The sequence below is a fragment of the Arthrobacter sp. sptzw42 genome, assembly GCF_059089685.1.
Genome location: NZ_JBNHEX010000007.1, coordinates 102,101 through 124,263, shown reverse-complemented (window position 1 = coordinate 124,263; position 22,163 = coordinate 102,101). Strand labels below are relative to the sequence as shown.

Genomic DNA, 22,163 nt, shown 5'->3' with positions numbered 1-22,163 from the left:
TCTCAGTCTTCCTCAGGTTCCAGGGCCTTGCGCAGTTCATCCAGCTGGCTTGGTTTCAGCAGCCCGCGGCCCTCGGCGCGGAGGCCTGTGGCGCGCGCCATCGCGAGGTAAGCTGCCAGCACATCGCCCTGCCCGCCGCCGTCGAACTCCCGCAGAGCCTCCGCATGGGCTTTCACCGTTCCGACGTCTCCGCGGGCAACGGGCCCGGTAAGGGCGGACTCCCCGGAGGCCAGCGCGTTCTCGAGGGTTGCCCTCAACAGGGGGCCGAGCATGCGTTCCGGCGCCTCCACCCCGACCACACTGAGCAGCTCGGAAGCCTGCGCAACGAGGGTTACGAGGTGGTTGGAACCGTGGGCCAGGGCTGCGTGGTACAGCGTCCGGTCCGCCTCGGCGATGACGACGGGTTCGGCACCCATCTCCACCACGAGCGCCTGCGCGATCGGCAGCATGGCAGCATCAGCGGTCACGCCGAAAGTGCAGTCCAGCAGGCGCGTCAGGTCCAGGCTCATGCCGGTGAACGTCATAGCGGGATGCAGGGCCAGCGGAACCGACCCCGCGGCGCGCACAGGATGCAGCACCCCCACCCCGAACCGGCCTGACGTGTGCGCAACCAGCTGGCCCGGCTGCCAGGCGCCCAGTTTCGCCAGTCCTTCAACCAGGCCCGGCAGGGCGTCGTCGGGCACTGCCAGGAGCACCAGCTCTGAGCGCTCCACGATCTCCTGGACTTCCAGGATGGGCACGCCGGGGAGCAGTGTCCCGGCCCGCTCACGGCTTGCTTCGGAAACGGCCGAGACGCCGACGACGGCGTGTTCAGCTGCGCGCAGGGCGGCACCGAGCACGGCACCCACCTTTCCGGCACCGATGATTCCGACGCCCAGGCGTCCGGGTTTAGCCATGCTGCTGGCCTTCCTGTTGTTCAGGCTCAACTGCCGGGGCGACCTGCGCCAGCCACTGTTCAGTAGTTTGCCGCTTCCGCGCCAGCCGGGCGCGGGCGGACTGTTCGTCAAAGAGTGTCCGCGCCTGCTCACCGCCTGCCTGCCGCAGCCGCGGCACAACCGGCCCGGCGGTGGTATGCAGGACCAGGTCAGTCACCCCGAACCAGCGCGCCACGGGGCCCTGGTGCAACGCCATCGACTGGGTCCGCTGATGGGGCACCACCACGAGATCGCGCCACCAGCGGCCTGAGCGGATCAGCAGGGCGGTGCCGGTGGCGGTAAATCCGTTCCGCCGCCATCCCAGTGGCGCCAGGAGACGCGCCCTGCGCGGCGTGGTGACAAAACCGCCGTCGGAATCCATCCCGTGCAGCCCGGCACCGAAAACAACGCCCGGCTGCGGAGTCCCGGGGTCCGGAAGCACCAGCGCGAGAATCGACATCACATCCTCGAGCCTGCCCACCGGCAGGAGCGTTGTACGGCCGGAGCCCTCGCCGGCTCCCTCAACGGCGCCGTATCCTGCGACGTTCACCTGGATCCGGTACCAGCCCAGCGCCCGCCACATCGGCGGCTGAGCTACTTTCAACGCCTGGATCCGGCCGGGCGGAAGTGTTTGGGCCTGCGTATCAAGCAGTCCGTACCGCAGCCGGATGCCATCAGGAGAAATGGCCGCAGTAAAGTTGTACCCCTTGTTGAATAGGCCCCAGTAACTGGCTGCGAGGCCAAGGGCGGCAGGGATCAGGTAGAAGTAGAACGCCGCGTTGCCGGTGATGGTGGAAAGGACCACTGAGCCCACCGCGCCCACCACCACAAAAATGCTCTGCTCGCTGAGCAGCAGGGAACCGATAAGGCGCGACGGCGGCACGGAGAGTACCGGAAATTCCGGCGCCTCAGGTGCCGGCTCCTCAGGGCGGGATGGATCCAGCGTCACTCCGGCTGCCCGGGCGAGGATGGTGGCCCGGAGCTGCCGGGCCTCGTCCATCTTCAGGTAAGCCAGCCGGACAGCGGACTCTCCGGCATCTGCAACCTCGAACTTGAGCTCGGCCAGGCCGAAGATCCGGGCCAGGAGGGGCTGCACGATGTCGATGGCCTGCACACGGTCCAGCCGGGCCTGGCGCTGCTGCCGGAAGACGAAACCGGTGTTGACGCGGACATAGCCTCCCGAGACTTGGTACTTGGTGAAATACCAGGTGAGGATGAAGCCCAGCACCGCGATGAGCAGCACCACACCGCCTCCGGCCAGCAGCATGGGCGCCCGGCCGGCGAACTCGTCTTCCAGGATGGGCCTGCCCTGCAGCGCCCGCTCGAAAACGTCCCGGCCGAAAAAGAAGCCAATGGCGGCCAGGGCTACCCAGCCACGGACAAAAGGCGACGCAGGGTGCACCCGCAGCCATTCGCCGTCGCCTCCGGCGCCCAGTGTGGACCCCGGCGCGGGATTTTCGGAAGCGGGGACAGCAACGGGGTCCCCCAGTTCCGGACGCGGCCCCTCCGCCGTCACAGTCCTGCCAGCCTGGCTTCGCCCCGGGCAGCGAGCTGCTCACGCAGCCGCGCACCTTCGGCCGCGGGCAGACCGGGGATCTGGGCGTTGGTGCCGGGTGAGGCCGTGTGCAGCTTAAGCGTGCACAGTCCCAGCCCGCGTTCCACGGGCCCCACTGCGATGTCCACGTACTGCATGCGGCCGTACGGAACAGCCATGGCGCGCTGGAAGAAAATACCCGTCCTGATCAGGAGATCGTCGTCACGCTCGGCGTATCCGATGGCCCGCACCTGGCGCGGAATCAGCACCAGCCGCCAGACAGCGAGCACCAACGCCGCCGCAGGCACGGAGGCGGCCAGCCACAGCGGCGGCCAGGCCCAGACATCCAAAAGGACAAACAGCAGGGGCAGGGACAGGACAAGCACCGTTATAAGGTTCCCCAGCGCCCACTGCACCAGCCGGACAGTGACGTACTTCGGTGATACCCGCTGCCAGACAATTCCCGGCGGATCAATCGCCTCGGTATGCATATTCGCCTTCTCCTGCGGCAGCTTCTCCGCGTACCGCGCGGCCGGGCTTGCCGTCTACGCCGTTCGTATCGCCGTCCTCCGGCGGAATCCGGCAGAACCGTTCAACCAGCAGGCCCACCACGATCATGACCAGCCCGCCGGCGGCCATGGCGAGGGCCCGCCATGTGATGCCCTGGTTGCTGCGCAGGCTCCAGATCCGCAACTGGTCCAGGAAGATTCCCACGTGCCAGCCGAGCAGGACCGTCCCGGCGTAGGCGCAGGCCTGGGCCAGCACCAGTGTGCGCGCTGCGAGGAGGGGATCTAGCATCCTCTTCTTTTGCGTGCTGTTGGGCTTGTTGCTGTTGCGCCACCGCAGGACCCTGACGCCGAGGACCAAAGTGATGACGACGATGACTGCCATGGTGGCGAGCGCCGTCAGCGGCAGGACCGGAGTGCCCATGCCATAACGGCTGGTCACCACGGTGGCGGACCAGCCCGCCACGGCCAGGATGAATCCAATCAGCAGGAGGCGCAGCGGGTTAAGGGGTTTCATCGCTTCTCCACCGCCCCCGCGGTGGGCAGTCCGTCGAAGTCGCCAAAGCCGTCGAAGGGGGCAATCCCGGCGAAATCCTCCGCCCGCGCGGCCAGGGTGCTGACGCGTTCGCCGTTCAACGTGGCTGCCGGCTCGATGAGCGACCAGGGATAAAGCACGAAGGCCCGGGAAGCTGCGCGGGGGTGGGGAAGGGTGAGGTCAGGATTATCGCTGCGCAGCTCGCCATAGGTGATGATGTCGACGTCGAGCGTGCGCGGCCCCCAGCGAACTTCCCGCACGCGGTGGTGCTTGTTTTCCACGGCCTGGCAGTGTTCGAGCAGTTCCTGCGGAGGAAGGTTGGTTTCGACCGTGATAACCATGTTCAGGAAGTCGGGCTGGCCCGGCGGCCCGCCCACCGGCTTCGTCTGCACTATCGGCGACACGGCGAGGAGGCGGATTTCGGGCGGGTCGACGAGGTCTGCAACCGCCTCGGTCAGCGTCTCGTTGCGCTCGCCCAGGTTGCTGCCCAGAGACAGCACCACCTTGGAATAACCCGGATTCATTGTCCCTCCCCCTGGACTGGTCTCTCCCCGTTGTTCCGTGCACGGTGGACGCTGACGGACACGTCACCGAAAGGCACCTCGATGGGGGCCTGCGGTTTGTGCACCGTGACGTCCACGGCCTGGAGCCTGAATTCACTGAGCAGGCTCTCCGCTATCCGGACCGCCAGCGCCTCAATTAGGTTCAGCGGCTCCCCCGAGATCCATTGAGTAATACGCTGAGCCACCTCGCCGTAGTGGGCGGTGTCCCGGACATCGTCGGATTCCGCCGCCTGGGCGAAATCCAGATAGAGCACCGCGTCCACAACAAAAGGCTGGCCCTCGCGGCGCTCAAAATCAAACACACCGTGATGGCCGACGGCGGTGACGCCGGTCAGCGTAATCCTGTCCATGGCTGGTCCTACTGGGTGGTTCTTGGGGCGGCCATGCGGGCGGCCACCTTGACGGCGTCGAGGCTGGAGCCGACGTCGTGCACGCGGACGGCCCAGGCACCCCGGGACGCGCTGATGGCGGTAACCGCAGCGGTGGCGGCGTCCCGCTCCTGGGGCGTGGCGGACTTACCGGCCACGGTCAGCAGCGTCCCAAGGAACCGCTTGCGGGAGGCGCCCACGAGAATCCTGTGGCCCAGGCTTTCCAGCTGGTCCAGGTTTTGCAGCAGCTCCCAGTTCTGGGCGTCGTTCTTGGCAAACCCCAGCCCCGGATCGATGATGATCTGGTCCTGGGCAACACCCGCGGCATAAAGCTTGTCCCGTACTCCGGCCAGTTCGGCCACTACCTCCCCGGCAACATCCGTGTACTCCGCGAGGGAGTTCATGGTGCGGGCGTCGCCGCGGCGGTGCGTGAGGATGTAGGGGGCTTTGGAGGCGGCTGCGAGTTCAGCCATCTCCGGTTCCATGGAGAGGCCTGAGACGTCGTTGATGATGGCGGCTCCCGCTGCGAGGGCGGCAGCGGCAGTGGAAGCGTGGATGGTATCGATGCTGACCAGGGCACCGGCCTTCACCAGCGCCTCGATCACGGGAATCACGCGCTGCTGCTCTTCTTCCGGGCTGACGTCCTCAGCACCGGGACGGGTGGACTCTCCCCCGACATCGATGATGTCCGCTCCCGCGTAGAACATGCGCAGTCCGGAGGCGATGGCAGTGTCCGCCGTCGCGTTCTGGCCGCCGTCACTGAAGGAGTCCGGGGTGACATTGACGATGCCCATGACCAGGGTGCGGTCCGTGGGCAGGTCTTCGAACCGCGCCAGCGGACGTGGTTTCCGGAGGACCGGCAGCGGAGAGGTCGCCGGGCCGGTTCCCGGCGCTGCAGCAAGTGAATCCATGGTGATGGTTACCTTCCGAGGATGAGGCTCATGGCTTCGGCGCGGGTGGCCGGGTCATGAAGCTGCCCGCGGACCGCACTGGTGACGGTCTTCGCTCCGGGCTTGCGGATACCGCGCATTGACATGCACATGTGCTCGCATTCAACTACGACGATCGCGCCACGGGGTTTGAGGTGGGCGACCAGCGCTTCGACGATTTCCGTGGTGAGGCGCTCCTGCACCTGCGGACGGCGGGCGTATATGTCCACGAGCCTGGCGAGCTTGCTCAGCCCCGTGACCTTGCCTTCGTGTGAGGGGATGTAGCCCACGTGGGCCACCCCGTGGAACGGCACCAGGTGGTGCTCGCAGGTGGAATAGAAGGGAATGTCCTTGACCAGGACCAGTTCCTCATGGTCCAGGTCAAACGTGGTGGACAGGACGTCTGCGGGGTCGTGGTGCAGCCCGGCAAACATCTCGGCGTAGGCTTTGGCCACCCGCTTAGGGGTGTCCACCAGGCCGCCGCGGTCCGGATCCTCCCCGATGGCCAGGAGGATCTCACGGACAGCGGCCTCGATCCGGGGCCGGTCCACCTTCAGGTGTTTGGAGTGGTGGGCGCCGCCCTCCGCCGGGTATCCGGCGGAGGCGGGAACGTCGTCATCGTCGAAGTGGGTCACGTAAGAAGCTTAGCCGCGAAGGACGTCAGGCCCCGAGTCGGGGATTCCTCCCTGGAACGGGGCGTCTTCGGGAACCCCCTGCGGATGCGGCGGCTGGGCGTCCAGCGGCTCATCCAGCCGCGCCCGCTTGGCTTCCTCCTGGGCCTCGCGCTCTGCCTTTTCCAGGCGGGATTCCACCGGTCCGGCCTTCTGGACCGGACGGGTTTCCTTGGAAAGCCACACCTCGCGGAAGTCGCGCTTGCGGATGTCGCGGAAGATGTCGGAAATCTCGTTCTGGTTCAGTGTTTCGCGTTCCAGCAGCTCGAGGGCCAGCCGGTCCAGGACTTCCCGGTTTTCGGTGAGGATGGCGTAAGCCTCGTCGTGGGCCTGGTCAATCAGCCGGCGTACTTCCTCATCCACCACGTAGGCGATCTGGTCCGAGTAGTTGCGCTCGTGCCCGGCGTCGCGTCCCAGGAACGGTTCGCCGCCGCCCTGGCCCAGCCGGACAGCGCCGACACGCTCGCTCATGCCGTATTCGGTGACCATCTTACGGGCGGTTCCGGTGGCCTTCTCGATGTCGTTCGATGCGCCGGTAGACGGATCGTGGAAGACGATCTCTTCTGCGACGCGCCCGCCCATGGCGTAAGCCATCTGGTCCAGCAGCTCGTTGCGGGTCACGGAGTACTTGTCGTTTTCCGGAACCACCATGGTGTAGCCCAGTGCCCGGCCGCGGGGAAGGATGGTGATTTTGGTGACCGGAGCGGAATTCCGGAGCGCGGCTGCCACCAGGGCGTGGCCGCCCTCGTGGTATGCGGTGATCTTGCGTTCGTGTTCCTTCATGACCCGGCTGCGCTTCTGCGGGCCTGCCATCACACGGTCAATGGCCTCGTCCAGTGCACGGTCATCGATCAGGTTCGCATTGGAGCGGGCGGTCAGGAGGGCGGCCTCGTTCAGCACGTTGGCCAGGTCGGCGCCGGTGTAGCCGGGGGTCTTCTTGGCGACCGCCTTGAGGTCAACGCCGGGCGCCATGGGCTTGCCCTTGGCGTGAACCTGCAGGATCTGGTCGCGGCCGATCAGGTCCGGCGCGTCTACGCCGATCTGCCGGTCGAAGCGGCCCGGGCGCAGCAGTGCGGGGTCCAGCACGTCCGGACGGTTGGTGGCGGCGATCAGGATGACGTTGGTTTTGACGTCGAAGCCGTCCATCTCCACCAGCAGCTGGTTGAGGGTCTGCTCGCGTTCGTCATTGCCGCCGCCGATGCCGGCGCCGCGGTGGCGGCCTACGGCGTCGATTTCATCCACGAAGATGATGGCCGGCGAGTTGGCCTTTGCCTGTTCGAAGAGGTCGCGGACGCGGGAGGCGCCGACGCCGACGAACATCTCAACGAAGTCCGAGCCGGAGATGGAAAAGAAGGGAACACCGGCTTCGCCGGCAACAGCGCGGGCCAGGAGGGTCTTGCCGGTGCCTGGAGGGCCGTACAGCAGCACACCCTTGGGGATCTTGGCGCCTACGGCCTGGAACTTGGCCGGTTCCTGCAGGAATTCCTTGATTTCCTGGAGTTCCTCCACGGCCTCGTCCGAGCCGGCCACATCAGCGAATGTCACCTGCGGCATGTCCTTGCTGACCATCTTGGCCTTGGACTTGCCGAACTGCATGATCTTGGAGCCGCCGCCCTGCATGCGGGTCATCAGGAACCAGAAAAGGGCGCCCAGCAGGATGACCGGGATCAGGAGGGAGAGCAGGCCGGAGAACCAGTTGCTTTCAATCGGCTGGTCCGTGTAGCCGCCGGTGGGGGCAGAAGCGGTAACAGCCCGGACAACGTCCTGGGCACGGGCGTCAACAAAGTAGAACTGGACGCTTTTGCCCTTGTCCTGCCCGTCCTGCTGGTAGTTCTCCTTCAGCACCAGGTCAACGCGGTTTTCGCCATCAAAAATCTTGGCCTGCTCGACGTTGTCGCCGGCGAGCAGTTCCAGGCCCTTGTCAGTGTCAATCCGTGCGGCGCCGCCAGGGGCCAGGGTTGCAAAGGCCACCAGGAGCATGCCGATCACGACAACGATCCAGATGCCCGGGCCCTTGAAGAAGTTCTTAGCTTTCATCTGTTCGGGGGCTGGCCCCGTCCCTCCTGGTAGTGCTGCACGGCGAGTAGTCTGCGCGCGTGATGGTGCTGCGTCAGCTTCTAGCTATACACCGTCCGGAGTAGATCACGCATGGTACGGGGCAAAAGTTCCCTCTGGGCGTACTGGAGCCGCCCAGGGCAGGACCCTTCGCTGCCCTAGGTCCGGGGTCCTGCCACGGACCCGCGCGGCACCAGCGGGCAGTCCAGGAGGACCGGTTCGGTGACTGCCTCGTCAGCTGCGGAGTCCTCTTCCACTGTTTCCACCAGCCGTTCCGCGGCCCAAGCGCCCATCTCGTAGTGGGGCAGGGCCACGGTGGTCAGCCCCGGGTGCAGGTTGGCGGCAATCAGTTGCAGGTCCTCGAAGCCAACAACGGAAAGGTCGGCAGGAATGGACAGTCCCAGCTCGGCGGCAGCCCGGTAGGCGCCCATCGCCATTTCGTCGTTGTAGCAAAACAGGGCCGACGGCGGGTTGCCGGATTCGAGGATCCTCCGGACCGCCTCGTAACCTCCCTTTGCGTCGGCCGGAGCTGCCTCCACAGCCGCCGAGCCGCCGTCGAGCCCGGCGGTGATGAGGGCGCCGCGGTAACCACGCAGCCGCTCCCGCGCAGAGAGAACCTCCGCTGCGTTGTTGATAAAGCCGATGCGGGTATGCCCGGCAGCAAGCAGGGTTTCGACGGCGGTTCGCGCGCCGCCGCATTCGTCCGGAACCACCGAGGGGAAGCCAGCGCCGGCGCCGACGGCGTTCACGAGGACAGCCGGCACCTTGGCGAGACTAGCCGGGGCCTCTCCGGCCAGGTTGCACGCGGAGGCGTAAAGGACACCGTCCACCTGCCGCCCCAGCAGTTCCTCCACGTCCGCTTCCCGGGACTCCCGACTGTCAGATGGGGAGCTGCTGACCACCATCAGGGTGTACCCGCGGGACCGGGCAGCACGGTCTGCTCCCAGGATGATCCGTCCGGAATGCGGGGTGGTGGACGTACCCCCGCTGACCAGCCCCAGTATCCCGGTGCGCCTGCTGCGGAGCGCCTGCGCCAGACGGTTCGGCCCGTAGCCCAGTTGCAGGGCGGCGGCCCGCACCTTGTTCCGCGTCACGGGGCTGATCCGCGCGTGGGCGGCATCGTTCAGGACGTGGGAAACGGTGGTAACGGACACCCCCGCGGCCAGGGCCACATCCCTAATGCCAATGTTCCCGGGCAAAGTCCGCGGCGCAGCCTACTCGTAAACGTGCGGTGCCAGGGTTCCCACGAAGTCAAGGTTGCGGTACTTCTCGGCGTAGTCCAGGCCGTAGCCCACGACGAATTCGTTGGGGATGTCGTAGCCAACGTACTTGACGTCGATTTCCACCTTCGCGGCCGTGGGCTTGCGGAAGGCGGTGCAGATCTCAACTGAGGCGGTACCACGGGACTCCAGGTTGGTCTTCAACCAGGACAGCGTCAGGCCGGAGTCGATGATGTCCTCGACGATCAGTACGTCCTTGCCCATCAGGTCAGTGTCCAGGTCCTTGAGGATACGGACAACGCCGGACGACTGGGTACCCGAACCGTAGGAAGAAACAGCCATCCAGTCCATGGAGATGTGGCTGTGGAGTGCCCGCGCAAGATCGGCCATGACCATGACGGCGCCTTTGAGGACGCCCACGATCAGGATTTCGCGGCCCTCGTAGTCCTTGTCGATCTGGGCAGCAAGTTCGGTGATCCGCTGCTGGATTTGCTCCTTGGTGTAGAGAACGTGCTTGAGGTCTGCCTGGACGTCGTTTGAATCCACCAATGGCTCCTGTGTAGATGCGGGGTGCGACTATTTTGCGGGCGGTTTTTGAGGCCGGAATACTAGCTTCCCACAGCGTGCGCCTCCGCGGGGACCGGGTGAGTCCGGATCGGCGGCGGCAGGGCGGTCCGCGGCAGGTACGTCCTCAAGCTGCGCCAGCGACAACCTGTACACTCCCACTCCCCCGGGCAACTCAACCGGGCCGGCCGAGCCCTGCCGCCGCAGCAACGCTTCCGCCGCCAGAAGCCGCTGGTAACTGGGCTGCTGCCCGCCGACGCCGGCCGCTGCCTTGGCGATCACCCGGAACCGGATGGCGGGGGCAAGAGCGCGCAACGCCTCCTCGGGAAGGCTTAATTCCGAGCCGTTCCGCTCCACCAGTGACGTGAAGGTGGCTTCTGCCACATCCTCCAGGTAGTCGGCGTCCAGCTGAAGGATGGACGCGGTGCGGGCCAAGGACTCGGCGACGCCGGGACCCAGCTTTTCCTCGAGGTGTGGCAGCACTTCCACCCGGGTGCGTGACCGGGCGAAGGCCGGGTCAGAGTTGCTGGGATCGTGCCACGGACGCAGGTCTTCAACTGCACAAATTTCCTCGGTGTCCGCCCGGCGGAGTCCCAGGAACGGCCTCAGCAGCTTCCCCCGCGACGGCCTCATCCCTGCCAGCGAACGGGTGCCGGAACCACGGGCCAGGCCCAGCAGCACCTGCTCGGCCTGGTCATCCAGGGTGTGGCCCAGCAGGACTGCGTCCGCTCCCTGGGCGCCTGCGGCCGCTTCGAGCGCTGCGTGCCGGGCTTGACGCGCCGCGGCTTCCGGCCCGAGCCCTTCTCCGGCTACCGTCACCCGCCTGACTTCCACGGGGGCAAGGCCGAGTTCCGCCAGGACCTCCGCTGTTTCCGCCGCGACCGCTGCAGAACCCTCCTGCAGTTGGTGATCCACCACCACCGCGCCCACCGAGATGGGGTGGCCGTCAACGTGTCCGCGACGGGCGAAGTAGGCGGCCACCGATGCCAAGGCGAGCGAATCCGGGCCGCCGCTGCACGCCACCAGTACGTGCCGCGGATAACCGGCCCGGGCCAGAGCGTCCTGAAGCATCTTCCGCGCCGTCCCGACCACGGGCGCGAGCCGTCCGGGCCGCAGACGGCCGCTGCGCTGGGCGGGTTGGGGCGCGGTATTGATCAGATTCCCATCCGCTCGAGCCACAGCTTGGCGTCGTGGATTTCCGGCTCGGTGGGCAGGTGGTCCACGGACTCCCAGACCCGGTTGAAGCCGTCCATTCCGGCGGCGTCCACCACGGCACGGACAAAACGGGCGCCGTCGGAGTACTGGCGCATCTTCGCGTCCAGGCCCAGCAGGCTGCGGATGAACTTTTCCACCACGCCGCGGTCCTTGCCGCGGTCGTTGAACCGCTGGCGGATGGTCTTCACGGACGGCACGATGCTGGCATCCACGGCGTCCATCACCACGTTGGCGTGGCCTTCGAGCAGGCTCATCACGGCGGTGAGGTGCGAAATGGCGGCCTTCTCCTCCGGATCCTGCAGGAGGTCCAAAATGGCGCCCCGTCCAGGCGTGTTTCCATTGCCCGTACGGTCCTTCAGGGAACGGGCAGCGGCGGTGGCCCGCTCCATCAGCGTGTCAACGTTGCCCAGCAGATGCCCGCTGAGTTCGTCGATCTGCTCCAGCATGTGGTGCCGCAGCCAGGGAGCGGCCGCGAACTGGACCCTGTGCGTCTGTTCGTGGAGGCAGACCCAAAGGCGGAAGTCCTCGGGAGTGACGTTCAGTTCGCGCTCCACGGCCACGATGTTGGGGGCGACGAGGAGCAGTCGCCCGCCCGACGGCGCCGTGGAACCTTCGGCAAGGGCGGCAAAGGGATCGTACTGGCCCAAAACCTTGCTGGAGAGGAAGGCGAGGACCGCACCGAGCTGGCTGCCGGTGATGGCGCCGCTGACACTGGCCGCGGCGGGACTCACCGTGCCGCGCCGGTTCTCGAGCATCTTTTCCATGGCGGGCTTGAGCATTACGGCGAAGCTTTGGGTGTTGGCTTTCGCCCATGAGGCGCGGTCCACAACCAGCACTGTGGAATCGCGGAGGTCCCGCGCCGCTTCCAGGCCGGTAATCTCGTGGACGTGCTCCACCGAGGCATCCGCAAGGCGGCGAAGGCTGTCCACGGCGTCACCTATTTCCGCCTGGTTCAGGACCGGGCCGGCAGGAACCAGCCGCGCCGCGGTGGAGGCGGCGAGGTCCCAGTTGATCAGGGACGATGCCTGGCTGGACAAGGTTTGGGCTGACGACTCACTTGCAGTGGACTCCATAGCTCCCATCAGACCACAGCAGCCCCGGGATAGTCCTTAAGTTCGCTGACCGGCGAACCCCGGCACGTCCGCGAAGTGGGCGCGGTGTCCTGACGGCCTTGTCCGGCGTCACCGGCAGCCGCAGGCCGCCAGCGCCGTCGCGGCCTGGTCCAGCGCCGCCCTGTTGCCGGCGGCGCCCGGCGTAAGCCCGTTGCCTATGAAGGAGAAGACCAGGAGGCGGCCGTCGGCGTCCACCACGTAGCCGCTGAGCGCCAGCACTGTATTCAGCGTGCCGGTTTTGGCCCGGACCAACCCTGCACCCCGGGCTGTTGAGTCGTCACGGTAACGGGTGTTCAGGGTTCCGGTGAGGCCGGCCACCGGGAACCCGTCCAGGGCGGCCCGCAGCCTTTCGTCCGTGCCTGTGGTTATCACCCGGACCACTTCGGCGAGCTGCCGGGCCGAGACCTGGTTTCCCATGGCCAGGCCGCACACGTCAACCAGCGTCACCGCATCAGCGGGGATTCCGGCTTCGGCGAGCTGCGCGCGGACGGCGGCAGTGGCCCCGTCATTACTGCCTGGCTGGCCTGCCGCTGCCGCTGCCATCCGTCCGAGGACCTCCGCAAGGTAGTTGTCCGATTCGCGGAGCATGAGGTCCACCTGCTCGGCCACGGTGGCGGACTCCACTTTGGCCAGTGCTGCCCCGCCTGCTTCCCCGGCCGGCCCGCCCGCTGCCTGCCCAGTGCCGGGGGAACGTTCGACGGCGGCCGCCACGGTCAGTCCCGCGGCCGCGCCTGCCGCCCGGAGCCGGGCCGCGAACTCCTCGCCTGCCGTGATGGCCGAGTCCTGCGGGCGGGGCCCGGTAGTGACGGCGGGGTCGTAGCGTGCCGAGTTCAATGCCAGAGGGTAAATTGGCGCCACTTCACCGGCCGCCACATCGCCGCTTCCCCAGGCGGGATTCAGCGCCGGGCCGGTGAAGAGGGAATCATCCACGAGGACCTTGATCTCTCCGGTTGTCCCCGCTGCAGAAAGCGCCTGGACCGCCGCGGCAGCAAGCGTGGCAAGGCCCCCGTGGCCCATCACCTCGTTCCCGTTGGAATCCCCGGGCGCCAGGAGGACGTCACCACCCCCAACAAGCACCACCTGCCCGGCAGCGGGACCTGCAACAACAGTGGTGGTGAACCGGTGTGCGGGGCCAAGGGAACGCAGGGCCGCCACTGCGGTGAGCAGCTTCAGGTTGGAAGCGGGGACCCGGCTCTCGGAACCGCCCCGGTCAAAGAGGACCTGACCGGTGAGGGCATCCTGCACCAGCCCTGTGAAGTTGCCGCCGCCGTCGGCCTTCAACAGGGGCTCCAGCTGGGCTGTGACGCTGGAGGCCAGCGGGACGGCCGCATTGTCATCCAGCGGCTCGAGTCCCTGCTCCGGACTTAGCGTGGCGGGGGGCTGCTGCCACGCAGGTGCCGGCGGAACGGGCGCGGGGGGCTCGGGCCCCAGGAAACCAGGGGCAACCAGCAGGGCTGCGGGGACCAGAAGGGCAACAAGGAGGGCTGTCAGCAAGAGCACAGGCCAGGACCTCCCGGGGCCGCCAACGCCGCCTGGGACACTGCGGCGGATACGGCCCGGCAGCGGCTCCCCGGCAGTTGGTTTGGTCATGCTGGTGCTGGTCCTCAAGTCCTGAAATATCCCCACAAGTTCCTGATTCCAGGGCCTCTCGCTATATCCTCAATAATAGTCGGCGGCACGGACACTCCTTTTGGTAGGCCGTCCAGTGTGCCGCGAACCCCCTGCAATTGCCGAGGAGCATTCCATGAAGCATGACGTGACCATCGAGATTCCCAAGGGATCACGCGTCAAGTACGAAGTTGACCACGAGACCGGCCGCGTCCGCCTGGACCGCGTCCTCTTCACCTCCATGCAGTACCCCACGCACTACGGGTTCTTCGAAAACACCCTGGGCGAAGACGGCGACCCGCTGGACGCACTGGTGCTCCTGCAGGACTTCGACCTCCACCCCGGCGTCATTGTTGAATCGCGCCCCATCGGCGTTTTCAACATGACCGACGACGGCGGCGGAGACGCCAAGGTCCTGTGCGTGCCGGTTGACGCCCGTTTCGACCACATCCAGGAAGTCAGCGACGTCAGCGACTTCCTGATCAAGGAAATCGAGCACTTCTTCACCCGCTACAAGGACCTGGAACCGGGCAAGTGGGTCAAGGCCGAGGGCTGGGGCGACCGCGCCGCCGCCGAAGCCGAGCTGGAAGCCTCCATCAAGCGTTACGTGCCCACGGGCCACTAATCCCCACTGTCCCCCTCACCGGAGCAGTACAACGGCGGGTGCCTGACTTGCGAAAGCCAGGCACCCGCCGTCGTTGTCTGTCAGTACCTCCAAGCAGGATATGAAACTCTTGATGCGTGAACTCCGCACCAACTTTCAGCCCGCCCTGCGGCCCGGTCACCGGCTGGCGGGACGGCGACGTCATCCGGGCCACCGGCATTCCCTACGCCACCGCCGGCCGTTTCCAGGCTCCCGTCCCTGCCCCTGACTGGACCGAGCCGTACGCTGCAACCTCCCCGGCTCCCGCCTGTCCGCAAGGGCCGGTGCCGTTCCTCGACGACGTCCTGGGCACCCGCTACGGCGAGCTTCCGGGCAGCGAGGACTGCCAGAACCTCTCCATCACCATGCCCGCAGACCTTGCCCCGGACGAGAGCCTGCCCGTGATGGTCTGGATCCACGGCGGCTCCTACACCACCGGTTCAGGCGACCTGGCCATCTTCGACCCGGCGGTCCTCGCGGCTGAAAACCGGGTGGTGGCGGTCTCGGTGACCTACCGCCTGGGACTGTTCGGATTCCTGGCAACCCGCAACGGCCGGCCCGGCAACCTGGGCCTGCTCGACCAGCTTGAGGCATTCCGCTGGGTGCAGCGGAACATCGCTGCCTTCGGCGGCGACGCCGGCCGGGTGACCGCCTTCGGCCAGTCGGCCGGCGGGGACGCAATCGCCCATCTCATGGCAACCCCTGAGGCGCCGTCGCTGTTTCAGCGGGCAATCATCCAGAGTGCGCCCCTGGGCATCTCGCGCGGGCGGGCAAAAATGAACCACGCGATGGGCATCGCCGCGGAAGCGGTCACGGAGGAAACCCCGGCGATGGACGTGGTGGAACGGGAGGACCACGTAGCGCAGGTGGCCCGAAAATTCGGAATGCTGGCCGCCATGCCTTTCGGGACCCAATACGGCCATGCACCCCTGCCCGGGGAAGCGGACATCGAGGCTGCCTGGAACCGCGCAGCCCCCGGCATCGAAGTGCTGATCGGACACACGTCCGAGGAGGCACGGCTCTTCCTGCCGCGCAGCCCGTACCTTCACCGGCTCGCAGGCGTGCCTGTGGTCGGCAACGCCGCCGTCAAGGCCATCGACTGGGTGGTCACCGAAACGGTCTATGGCCGGGCGAGCCGGAAATTCGCCCGCCGCCATGCCCGGGCCGGCGGAAAGGCCCACCGCTACGTGCTGGATTGGCATGCCCCCCGCAACATTTTCGGCGCTGCCCACACCATCGATCTCCCGCTGCTCCTCGGCAACCGGACCACGTGGGACGGCGTGGGGCTGATCGCGGGAGCCCGCTGGGAGGACGTGGATGCCGTCGGCCGGCAAATGCGCAGCCTTTGGGCAGCCTTCGCCCGGGGCGAGGACCTCGAGGACAAAGGTGGAATACCCGGGGCGCTGCAGCTCACATCAGAACGGCCCGCGGCACGGTCCGGCCTGCCGGCAACGGCGTTGCGGACTGCTTCCACCATGTTCCGGCGCCGGTAGCAGTCATGGCCGGCGTACTTGCGACCCCCGCGAAGCATCCCGGCTAGGCACCCAGCTTCCAGTTCGTGATCTCCTCCGGGTCCTCCCCGTGGGTGCGGGTGTGCTCACGGGCACGGATCCTGCTGTCCTGGAGCTCCTGCCGCAGCAGCGAATGCTTTTCCGCCAGGCCGGGCACGCGGTCGATGGCGTCGATGGCCAGCTGGAACCGGTCGATGCCGTTCAGCATCGCCATGTCGAAAGGCGTAGTGGTGGTCCCCTCCTCCTTGTAGCCGCGCACGTGCAGGCCCTCCTGGTTGCTGCGCCGGTAGGTCAGCCGATGGATGAGCGCGGGATAGCCGTGGTAAGCGAAGATGACGGGCTTGTCCGGGGTGAAGATCCCGTCGAAATCGCGTGCCGGAAGGCCATGCGGATGTTCGCTTGCGTCCTGCAGCCGCATCAGGTCAACCACGTTCACCACGCGGACCTTTAGTCCGGGCACCCCGGCGCGAAGCAGCCCGGCCGCGGCCACCGTCTCGACAGTGGGCACGTCCCCGGCACAGGCCAGGACGACGTCGGGCTCCTCGCCGGGGACCTCGGACCCGGCGAACTCCCAGATGCCCAGTCCCCGCTGGCAGTGGGTGGCGGCGTCGGCGGGCCCGAGCCACGTAGGTGACGGCTGCTTTCCGCTGACCACAATGTTTACGTAGTCCGTGGACGCCAGGCAGTGCTCCATCACGGACAGCAGCGTATTGGCGTCCGGTGGCAGGTAGACGCGGATAACCTCTGCTTTCTTGTTCACGGCGTGGTCTATGAAACCCGGGTCCTGGTGGGAAAAGCCGTTGTGGTCCTGCTGCCACACGTGCGAGGACAGCAGGTAGTTCAGCGACGCCACAGGCTGGCGCCACGGCAGCTTGCGGTGCACCTTCAGCCACTTGGCGTGCTGGTTGAACATCGAGTCGACGATATGGATGAAGGCCTCGTAACAACTGAAAACACCGTGCCGGCCGGTCAGCAGGTAGCCCTCCAGCCAGCCCTGGCACAAGTGCTCGCTCAGCACCTCCATAACCCGGCCGGAGCGCGCAAGGTGCTCGTCGGCGTCGTCAATCCGGTACTGCCACACCTTGTCCGTGACCTCATACACGTTTTGGAGCCGGTTGGACGCAGTTTCGTCCGGGCCGAACAGCCGGAACGTTTCCATGTTCAGCTCGATGACGTCCCGCATCCACGAGCCCAGGGTGATCATAGGGCTGACGCGATCCGTCCCCGCGGCGGCAACCTCGACCGCGTGGTCCCGGTAGTCGGGCAGCTTCAAAGGGCGGCGCAGCAGGCCGCCGTTGGCGTGGGGCGTAGCGCTCATCCGGTAGTCCCCGGTGGGTGCACCCCGGGCGACCTCGGGCCGGAGCCTGCCGTCGCCGTCGAACAGTTCCTCAGGACGGTAGGACTGCAGCCATTCCTCGAGCAGCCGCAGGTGGTCCTCATTGGTGTGGACGGCCGAGAGGGGCACCTGATGGCTCCGCCAGGTCCCTTCAACCTGGAGGCCGTCAACCTCACGTGGTCCCGTCCAGCCCTTCGGCGAGCGCAGCACAATCATGGGCCACCGGGGCGCCCCGCCGTCACTTTCCTCCGCGCCGTCCGTCCCGGCGGGCGTGCGCCGGGACTCCTGGATGGCGCGGATGCCGGCCATGCAGGTTTCCAGTGCCGCGGCGAAGTCCCGGTGCGCCTGCGCGGTGTCGTCCGGGTCCTTCACGGTGACGAAACAGGGCTCGTGGCCGTAACCCCGCAGGAGCTGTTCCAGCTGGGCTTCGGGCATCCGCGCAAGGATGGTTGGGTTGGCGATTTTGTAGCCGTTGAGGTGCAGGATGGGCAGCACGGCGCCGTCTGTCGCCGGGTCCAGGAAGTTGTGCGAGTGCCAGCTGGCCGCCAGCGGCCCGGTTTCGGCCTCGCCGTCGCCAATCACGACGGCGGTTACCAGCTGGGGATTGTCGAGCACTGAACCGTAGGCGTGTGCCAGGGAGTAACCGAGTTCACCGCCCTCGCTGATGGAGCCGGGGCTTTCCGGAGCGGCGTGGCTGGGAATGCCGCCCGGGTAGGAGAACTGGCGGAACAGCTCGGCCATGCCGTCAGCGTCGTTGCCTACGTGGCCGTAGATTTCGGAATATGTTCCTTTCAGCCAGGCGTTGGCCACCACGGCCGGGCCGCCGTGGCCGGGACCTGCCACAAAGAGCATCTCGGCGGAGTCGCGGCGGATCACCCGGTTCAAGTGCGCGTAAACGAAGTTAAGCCCGGGTGTGGTTCCCCAGTGCCCCAGCAGGCGGGACTTGGTGTGCCCGGCCTTCAGCGGTTCGCGCAGCAGGGGGTTGGAGCGGAGGTATATCTGGCCCACGGATAGGTAGTTGGCAGCACGCCACCAGCGGTCTACGAGTTCGAGTTCGTCCTGCCCCATGCTGCCGGCCATAACCATCCTCACGTCGGGTTCGCCGCCAAAGGCGGCCGTCGGTCCATCGCATCAGATGGCTCCGGGCGAGGCAACCCCGCTTGCCCCCACTCTGCTACCTGCGGGTAGTCTTTGGTTCAAATGTTCACCTTGACCATCAACCAGACCGACAGCCGGCGTGACGGCGACCGGGTGCCGCAGTTACTTAAGGACCTGCGGCACATTCCTGCGCGCCTGGATTTTGACCGGTCCGTGGAGGACGAGGTCCAGGGCATCGTGGACTGCCCGCACCAGGCCGTGGAAGCCGCGCTGATCGCACTGCGCTGCGGCTCCTGGTACGTGGGAATCGGCGTTGGGCCGGTCAACAAGCCGCTGCCCAACCAGATTAAGGACGCCTCCGGTCACGGACTGGTGTACGCCCGGCGTGCAGTGGACCGGCTGCGGAACAGCAAGGAGCGGGTTCCGGTGGCGGTAGAGGGACCCCTGGCCGATGTCGCCCATGACGCTGAAGCGGTGCTCCGGTTGCTGGGCCATATCGTCCGGGACCGTTCCAGCGCTGAGTGGCGGGTCCTTGACCTGCTCACCCCGGGCGTCCGCGGCCAGCAGAAGGCTGTGGCCCAGGAACTGGGCATCACCACCCAGGCGGTCAGCAAAGCAGTGGCCCGCGCGCAATGGAACGAGGAACACGCTGCCCGGCCGGCCGCAGCAAGGCTGCTCGCACTGATCCTCGAGGTGCGGTAGCGGCGCTATTGGCGTGCTTGCTGCAGTTCAGTCGACGGCGGTGATCACCTCCGTGCTGTCCGTCCCGTTGCTGCTTGGAGCCGCCCTGCTGCTCGGCTGACCTGGGGTGCGGGTCAGCCCTGGCTGGCGGCCAGCACCGGTTCGCCGTTGAAGTACTCAAGCTGCCAGCCGTCGATCGCGTGGTGGTGTGCGAGGTTCAGTACGGCGTTGTCAATGCTCTTGAGGGTGCTGCCAACGGCGCGGCTGAGGGTCACCCGAAGCAGCGTTCCGTGGGCGACGACGAGAAGCCGGCGGCCGCGGAATTCCTCAGCCAGAGCCTCCAGGGCTGCGAGTCCGCGGTCCGCTGCCTCGTCCTCGCTTTCGGCGCCCCGGAAACCACCGGGAATGCGCATCGCATCGAGTTCCGGCCCGGCGCGCATGCCTTCCGCGGGCCCGAAGCTGCGCTCGACCAGTTCGGGGACGCGCCGGACATCGCTGAGGCCAAGCCCCGCGGCGATGACATCGGCGGTCTCAGCTGCGCGGCTCAGGGGTGAGGACACGATGGCGTCCCATTCGTAGGCCGCGAGGACAGCGACTGCATCCCGCGCCTGGGCCCGGCCCACCTCGTTCAGCGGGATGTCCGTGGATCCCTGCAGCCGGCGCTGCGCATTCCAGTCGGTCTGGCCATGGCGGATGAGGGCGAACGTCGTAAGGGTCATGCTTTCCATTCTGCCCGACGACGGGCGTCCGCTTGGCCAGGGACCGTGCGCATCGGCGTGCGCTCCGCCGGCAGCTTTAGAGGAGGCTTCGCAGCACGTGGGCAGCGCCGTCGTCGAACACGGAGTGAGTCACTTCGTCCGCGGCGGCGATGACTTCCTCGGGGGCCTGGCCCATCGCCACGCCCCGTCCGGCCCAATTCAGCATCTCGATGTCATTGCGGCCGTCGCCGACAGCCACCGTGAGGTGCTGTTCGATCCCGAGGCGGCCACGCAGGCTTTCCAGGGCGCTGGCCTTGGTGACGCCGGCAGCGGCGATGTCCAGCCACGCGGTCCAGCCCACCGAGTAGGTGACGCCGGCAAGGCCGATGTGCTCGATCGCCTCAGTGAATTCTTCGGGTGTGTTTTCGGTGCTGAACACCACCACACGCACTGCCGTGGCCTCGAGCATGGTGTGAAAATCCACGCCAACGGCCTCGACGCCGAAGCTGGCATCCTGGAAGCGTTCGGTGGAAAGGAAGTTGCCGTCCTCGTCCTCCAGCGCGTACTTCGCCGACGGAAGCCGCTCGCGCAGTGCACGGAGCGCAGGAGCGGGATCGAAGGTGGCCTTGTGGATGACCTCGTACCCGTTTTCAAGATCCGGGTGAAGCCGCAGCGTCACGCCGCCGTTGCAGCACACCGCATAGCCGCGCTCGATGCCGATTTTCTCAAGGATGGGGAGCATGGCGTTGAGGGAGCGCCCGGTGGCGATCATTACCTCGTGCCCGGCTGCCACTACTGCCTGTGCCGCTTCGCGGACGGCCGGCGTCATGTGGCCGTCGTGGTCCACCAGCGTGCCGTCCACATCCAGGGCGATCATCAGCTTTTGGGCTGCGTTCTTGTTTTCGTTCTCTCGCCGGTCATCGTTGCCGGCGACTGAGGTTTCAGTCAGCGTAGTCATCCATCAAGTAGAGCAGATGCCGCCAAAATCCTGCTAGGACGCGCGCCACAGTGTTATTGAACAGTTGGTAAATGCCTCTGGCGGGCCCGGCACCGGCGAAGTGCAGGTGCAGAGTCCGCCAGAGGGGGCGAAGCCCAGGACCAGCCGAACCTACAGGACCGGGAGGACCTCCAGCCCGCCGAGGTACTTCTGCAGTGCCTTGGGCACGTTGACCGAGCCGTCCGCATTCTGGTGGTGCTCCAGCAGTGCCACGATCCAGCGGGTGGTGGCCAGCGTTCCGTTCAGGGTGGCAACAGCCCGGGTGCCCTTGGCCACGCCCTCGGAATTGAGCGCGCGTTCGCGGATGTTCAGGCGGCGGGCCTGGAAGGTGGTGCAGTTGGACGTCGAGGTCAGCTCGCGGTACGCCGCCTGGGTGGGGACCCACGCTTCGCAGTCGTACTTACGGGCGGCGGACATGCCAAGATCGCCGGCAGCGGTGTCAATGACCCGGTACGGCAGCTCGCACTTGGCCAGCATCTCCTCTTCCCAGGCCAGCAGGCGCTGGTGCTCGGCGGCCGCTTCCTCAACTGTGGTGTAGATGAACATCTCCACCTTGTTGAACTGATGCACGCGGATGATGCCGCGGGTGTCCTTGCCGTGGGATCCGGCTTCCCGGCGGTAGCAGGAGCTCTGGCCGGCGTAGCGGATGGGGCCCTTGGAAAAGTCCAGGATTTCGTCGGCGTGGTAGCCGGCCAGCGCAACCTCGGAGGTGCCCACAAGGTAAAGGTCGTCTTCGGCGAGACGGTAGATCTCGGCGTCGTGCTTTACGTCAAAGCCCGTTCCCTGCATCGTCTCCGGGCGCACCAGAGTGGGCGTGATCATCGGGACAAAGCCGGCCTCGATGGCCTGGTCCATGGCCATCTGCAGCAGTGCCATCTCCAGCCGGGCACCTACACCGCGGAGGAAATAGAACCGCGCGCCGGAGACCTTCGCGCCGCGTTCCATGTCGATCGCGCCGATCAGCTCACCGATTTCCAGGTGGTCCCTGGGCTGGAAGTCCGGGAACTCCCGCGGGGTGCCGACGGTCTTGACCACAACGTAGTCGTCCTCGCCGCCCTCGGGGACGCCGTCCTCGACGAGGTTGGGAATGGTGCGCAGCAGTTCTTCCTGCTTCAACTGCGCGGCGTCTGCCTCAGCGGAGGCGGCCTTGACCGAGTTGGCCAGCTCCTTTACCTCGGCCAGCAGGGCCTTCTTCTCGTCGCCCTTGGCCTGGGCCACCTTTTTGCCGAATACATTTTGCTCGGCGCGGAGGTTTTCGAAGCGGATCAGTGCCGCCCGGCGTGCAGAGTCCGCGGAGATGATCGCGTCCACCACTGATTCGTCTGCGCCGCGGGCGCGCTGGCTGGCTCGGAACTTATCCGGGTTTTCGCTGAGGTCTTTTACGTCGATCACCTCATAAGGGTAT

Annotated in this window: 21 protein-coding genes; 3 read left to right on the top strand and 18 right to left on the bottom strand. The window is 66.7% G+C overall.

Going from position 1 to position 22,163, the window contains the following annotated elements:
- Positions 1-2: 2 nt before the first annotated feature.
- The 14 genes from AC5RT4_RS11080 to dacB form a co-directional block, all read right to left on the bottom strand.
- Positions 3-896, bottom strand: coding sequence for a Rossmann-like and DUF2520 domain-containing protein (locus AC5RT4_RS11080; protein ID WP_494105732.1), 894 nt, complete (start codon positions 894-896; stop codon positions 3-5).
- Positions 889-2,430: a PH domain-containing protein gene (locus AC5RT4_RS11075; RefSeq protein ID WP_494105731.1), complete on the bottom strand. Its 1,542-nt coding sequence runs from the start codon at positions 2,428-2,430 to the stop codon at positions 889-891. Before AC5RT4_RS11075 ends, AC5RT4_RS11080 begins: the two co-directional genes overlap by 8 nt.
- Complete coding sequence (locus AC5RT4_RS11070) at positions 2,427-2,939, bottom strand: PH domain-containing protein (protein ID WP_494040409.1); 513 nt, start codon at positions 2,937-2,939, stop codon at positions 2,427-2,429. The genes AC5RT4_RS11075 and AC5RT4_RS11070 overlap by 4 nt, the downstream gene beginning before the upstream one ends.
- Complete coding sequence (locus AC5RT4_RS11065; RefSeq protein ID WP_494105730.1) at positions 2,920-3,471, bottom strand: DUF3180 domain-containing protein; 552 nt, start codon at positions 3,469-3,471, stop codon at positions 2,920-2,922. Before AC5RT4_RS11065 ends, AC5RT4_RS11070 begins: the two co-directional genes overlap by 20 nt.
- On the bottom strand, positions 3,468-4,013 hold the full coding sequence (gene folK, locus AC5RT4_RS11060; protein ID WP_494105729.1) for a 2-amino-4-hydroxy-6-hydroxymethyldihydropteridine diphosphokinase: 546 nt from the start codon (positions 4,011-4,013) through the stop codon (positions 3,468-3,470). The genes AC5RT4_RS11065 and folK overlap by 4 nt, the downstream gene beginning before the upstream one ends.
- Positions 4,010-4,402, bottom strand: a complete 393-nt coding sequence (gene folB, locus AC5RT4_RS11055) for a dihydroneopterin aldolase (protein WP_494105728.1) — start codon at positions 4,400-4,402, stop codon at positions 4,010-4,012. The genes folK and folB overlap by 4 nt, the downstream gene beginning before the upstream one ends.
- A gap of 8 nt (positions 4,403-4,410) precedes the next feature.
- A complete protein-coding gene (folP, locus tag AC5RT4_RS11050; protein WP_494105727.1) occupies positions 4,411-5,331 on the bottom strand; it encodes a dihydropteroate synthase in 921 nt (306 codons plus the stop codon).
- Positions 5,332-5,339: 8 nt separating this feature from the next.
- Entirely contained in the window at positions 5,340-5,984 is a 645-nt protein-coding gene (gene folE, locus AC5RT4_RS11045; protein WP_494040404.1) for a GTP cyclohydrolase I FolE, read from the bottom strand.
- 9 nt (positions 5,985-5,993) lie between these two features.
- Positions 5,994-8,057, bottom strand: a complete 2,064-nt coding sequence (gene ftsH / locus AC5RT4_RS11040; RefSeq protein ID WP_494105726.1) for an ATP-dependent zinc metalloprotease FtsH — start codon at positions 8,055-8,057, stop codon at positions 5,994-5,996.
- A 176-nt stretch (positions 8,058-8,233) separates the two neighbouring features.
- Positions 8,234-9,274, bottom strand: coding sequence for a LacI family DNA-binding transcriptional regulator (locus AC5RT4_RS11035; protein ID WP_494105725.1), 1,041 nt, complete (start codon positions 9,272-9,274; stop codon positions 8,234-8,236).
- Between the two features lie 15 nt (positions 9,275-9,289).
- Positions 9,290-9,841, bottom strand: coding sequence for a hypoxanthine phosphoribosyltransferase (gene hpt, locus AC5RT4_RS11030; RefSeq protein WP_041651844.1), 552 nt, complete (start codon positions 9,839-9,841; stop codon positions 9,290-9,292).
- 30 nt (positions 9,842-9,871) lie between these two features.
- Entirely contained in the window at positions 9,872-10,930 is a 1,059-nt protein-coding gene (gene tilS / locus AC5RT4_RS11025) for a tRNA lysidine(34) synthetase TilS (RefSeq protein ID WP_494040401.1), read from the bottom strand.
- 83 nt (positions 10,931-11,013) lie between these two features.
- On the bottom strand, positions 11,014-12,147 hold the full coding sequence (locus AC5RT4_RS11020) for a zinc-dependent metalloprotease (protein WP_494040400.1): 1,134 nt from the start codon (positions 12,145-12,147) through the stop codon (positions 11,014-11,016).
- Positions 12,148-12,255: 108 nt separating this feature from the next.
- Positions 12,256-13,776 carry a D-alanyl-D-alanine carboxypeptidase/D-alanyl-D-alanine endopeptidase gene (gene dacB, locus AC5RT4_RS11015; RefSeq protein WP_494105724.1) on the bottom strand — a complete coding sequence of 507 codons (1,521 nt, stop codon included), beginning with the start codon at positions 13,774-13,776 and terminating at the stop codon, positions 12,256-12,258.
- A gap of 154 nt (positions 13,777-13,930) precedes the next feature.
- Here dacB and AC5RT4_RS11010 point away from each other — a divergent pair, with 154 nt between their 5' ends.
- Both AC5RT4_RS11010 and AC5RT4_RS11005 read left to right on the top strand, forming a co-directional pair.
- A complete protein-coding gene (locus tag AC5RT4_RS11010; RefSeq protein ID WP_104044131.1) occupies positions 13,931-14,419 on the top strand; it encodes an inorganic diphosphatase in 489 nt (162 codons plus the stop codon).
- 116 nt (positions 14,420-14,535) lie between these two features.
- A complete protein-coding gene (locus tag AC5RT4_RS11005; protein WP_494040398.1) occupies positions 14,536-15,930 on the top strand; it encodes a carboxylesterase family protein in 1,395 nt (464 codons plus the stop codon).
- A gap of 43 nt (positions 15,931-15,973) precedes the next feature.
- Here the strand turns inward: AC5RT4_RS11005 and AC5RT4_RS11000 are convergent, their stop codons facing one another.
- Entirely contained in the window at positions 15,974-18,364 is a 2,391-nt protein-coding gene (locus AC5RT4_RS11000) for a phosphoketolase family protein (RefSeq protein ID WP_494105723.1), read from the bottom strand.
- A 120-nt stretch (positions 18,365-18,484) separates the two neighbouring features.
- Between AC5RT4_RS11000 and AC5RT4_RS10995 the strand changes: the two genes are divergently transcribed.
- On the top strand, positions 18,485-19,084 hold the full coding sequence (locus tag AC5RT4_RS10995) for a hypothetical protein (RefSeq protein ID WP_494040396.1): 600 nt from the start codon (positions 18,485-18,487) through the stop codon (positions 19,082-19,084).
- 113 nt (positions 19,085-19,197) lie between these two features.
- On the opposite strand, the gene AC5RT4_RS10990 is transcribed toward AC5RT4_RS10995, so the two are convergent.
- The 3 genes from AC5RT4_RS10990 to serS form a co-directional block, all read right to left on the bottom strand.
- Positions 19,198-19,782, bottom strand: coding sequence for a histidine phosphatase family protein (locus tag AC5RT4_RS10990; protein ID WP_494040395.1), 585 nt, complete (start codon positions 19,780-19,782; stop codon positions 19,198-19,200).
- A gap of 76 nt (positions 19,783-19,858) precedes the next feature.
- A complete protein-coding gene (locus tag AC5RT4_RS10985; protein WP_494040394.1) occupies positions 19,859-20,719 on the bottom strand; it encodes an HAD family hydrolase in 861 nt (286 codons plus the stop codon).
- A 150-nt stretch (positions 20,720-20,869) separates the two neighbouring features.
- Positions 20,870-22,150, bottom strand: coding sequence for a serine--tRNA ligase (gene serS / locus AC5RT4_RS10980; protein WP_494040779.1), 1,281 nt, complete (start codon positions 22,148-22,150; stop codon positions 20,870-20,872).
- Positions 22,151-22,163: the final 13 nt, after the last annotated feature.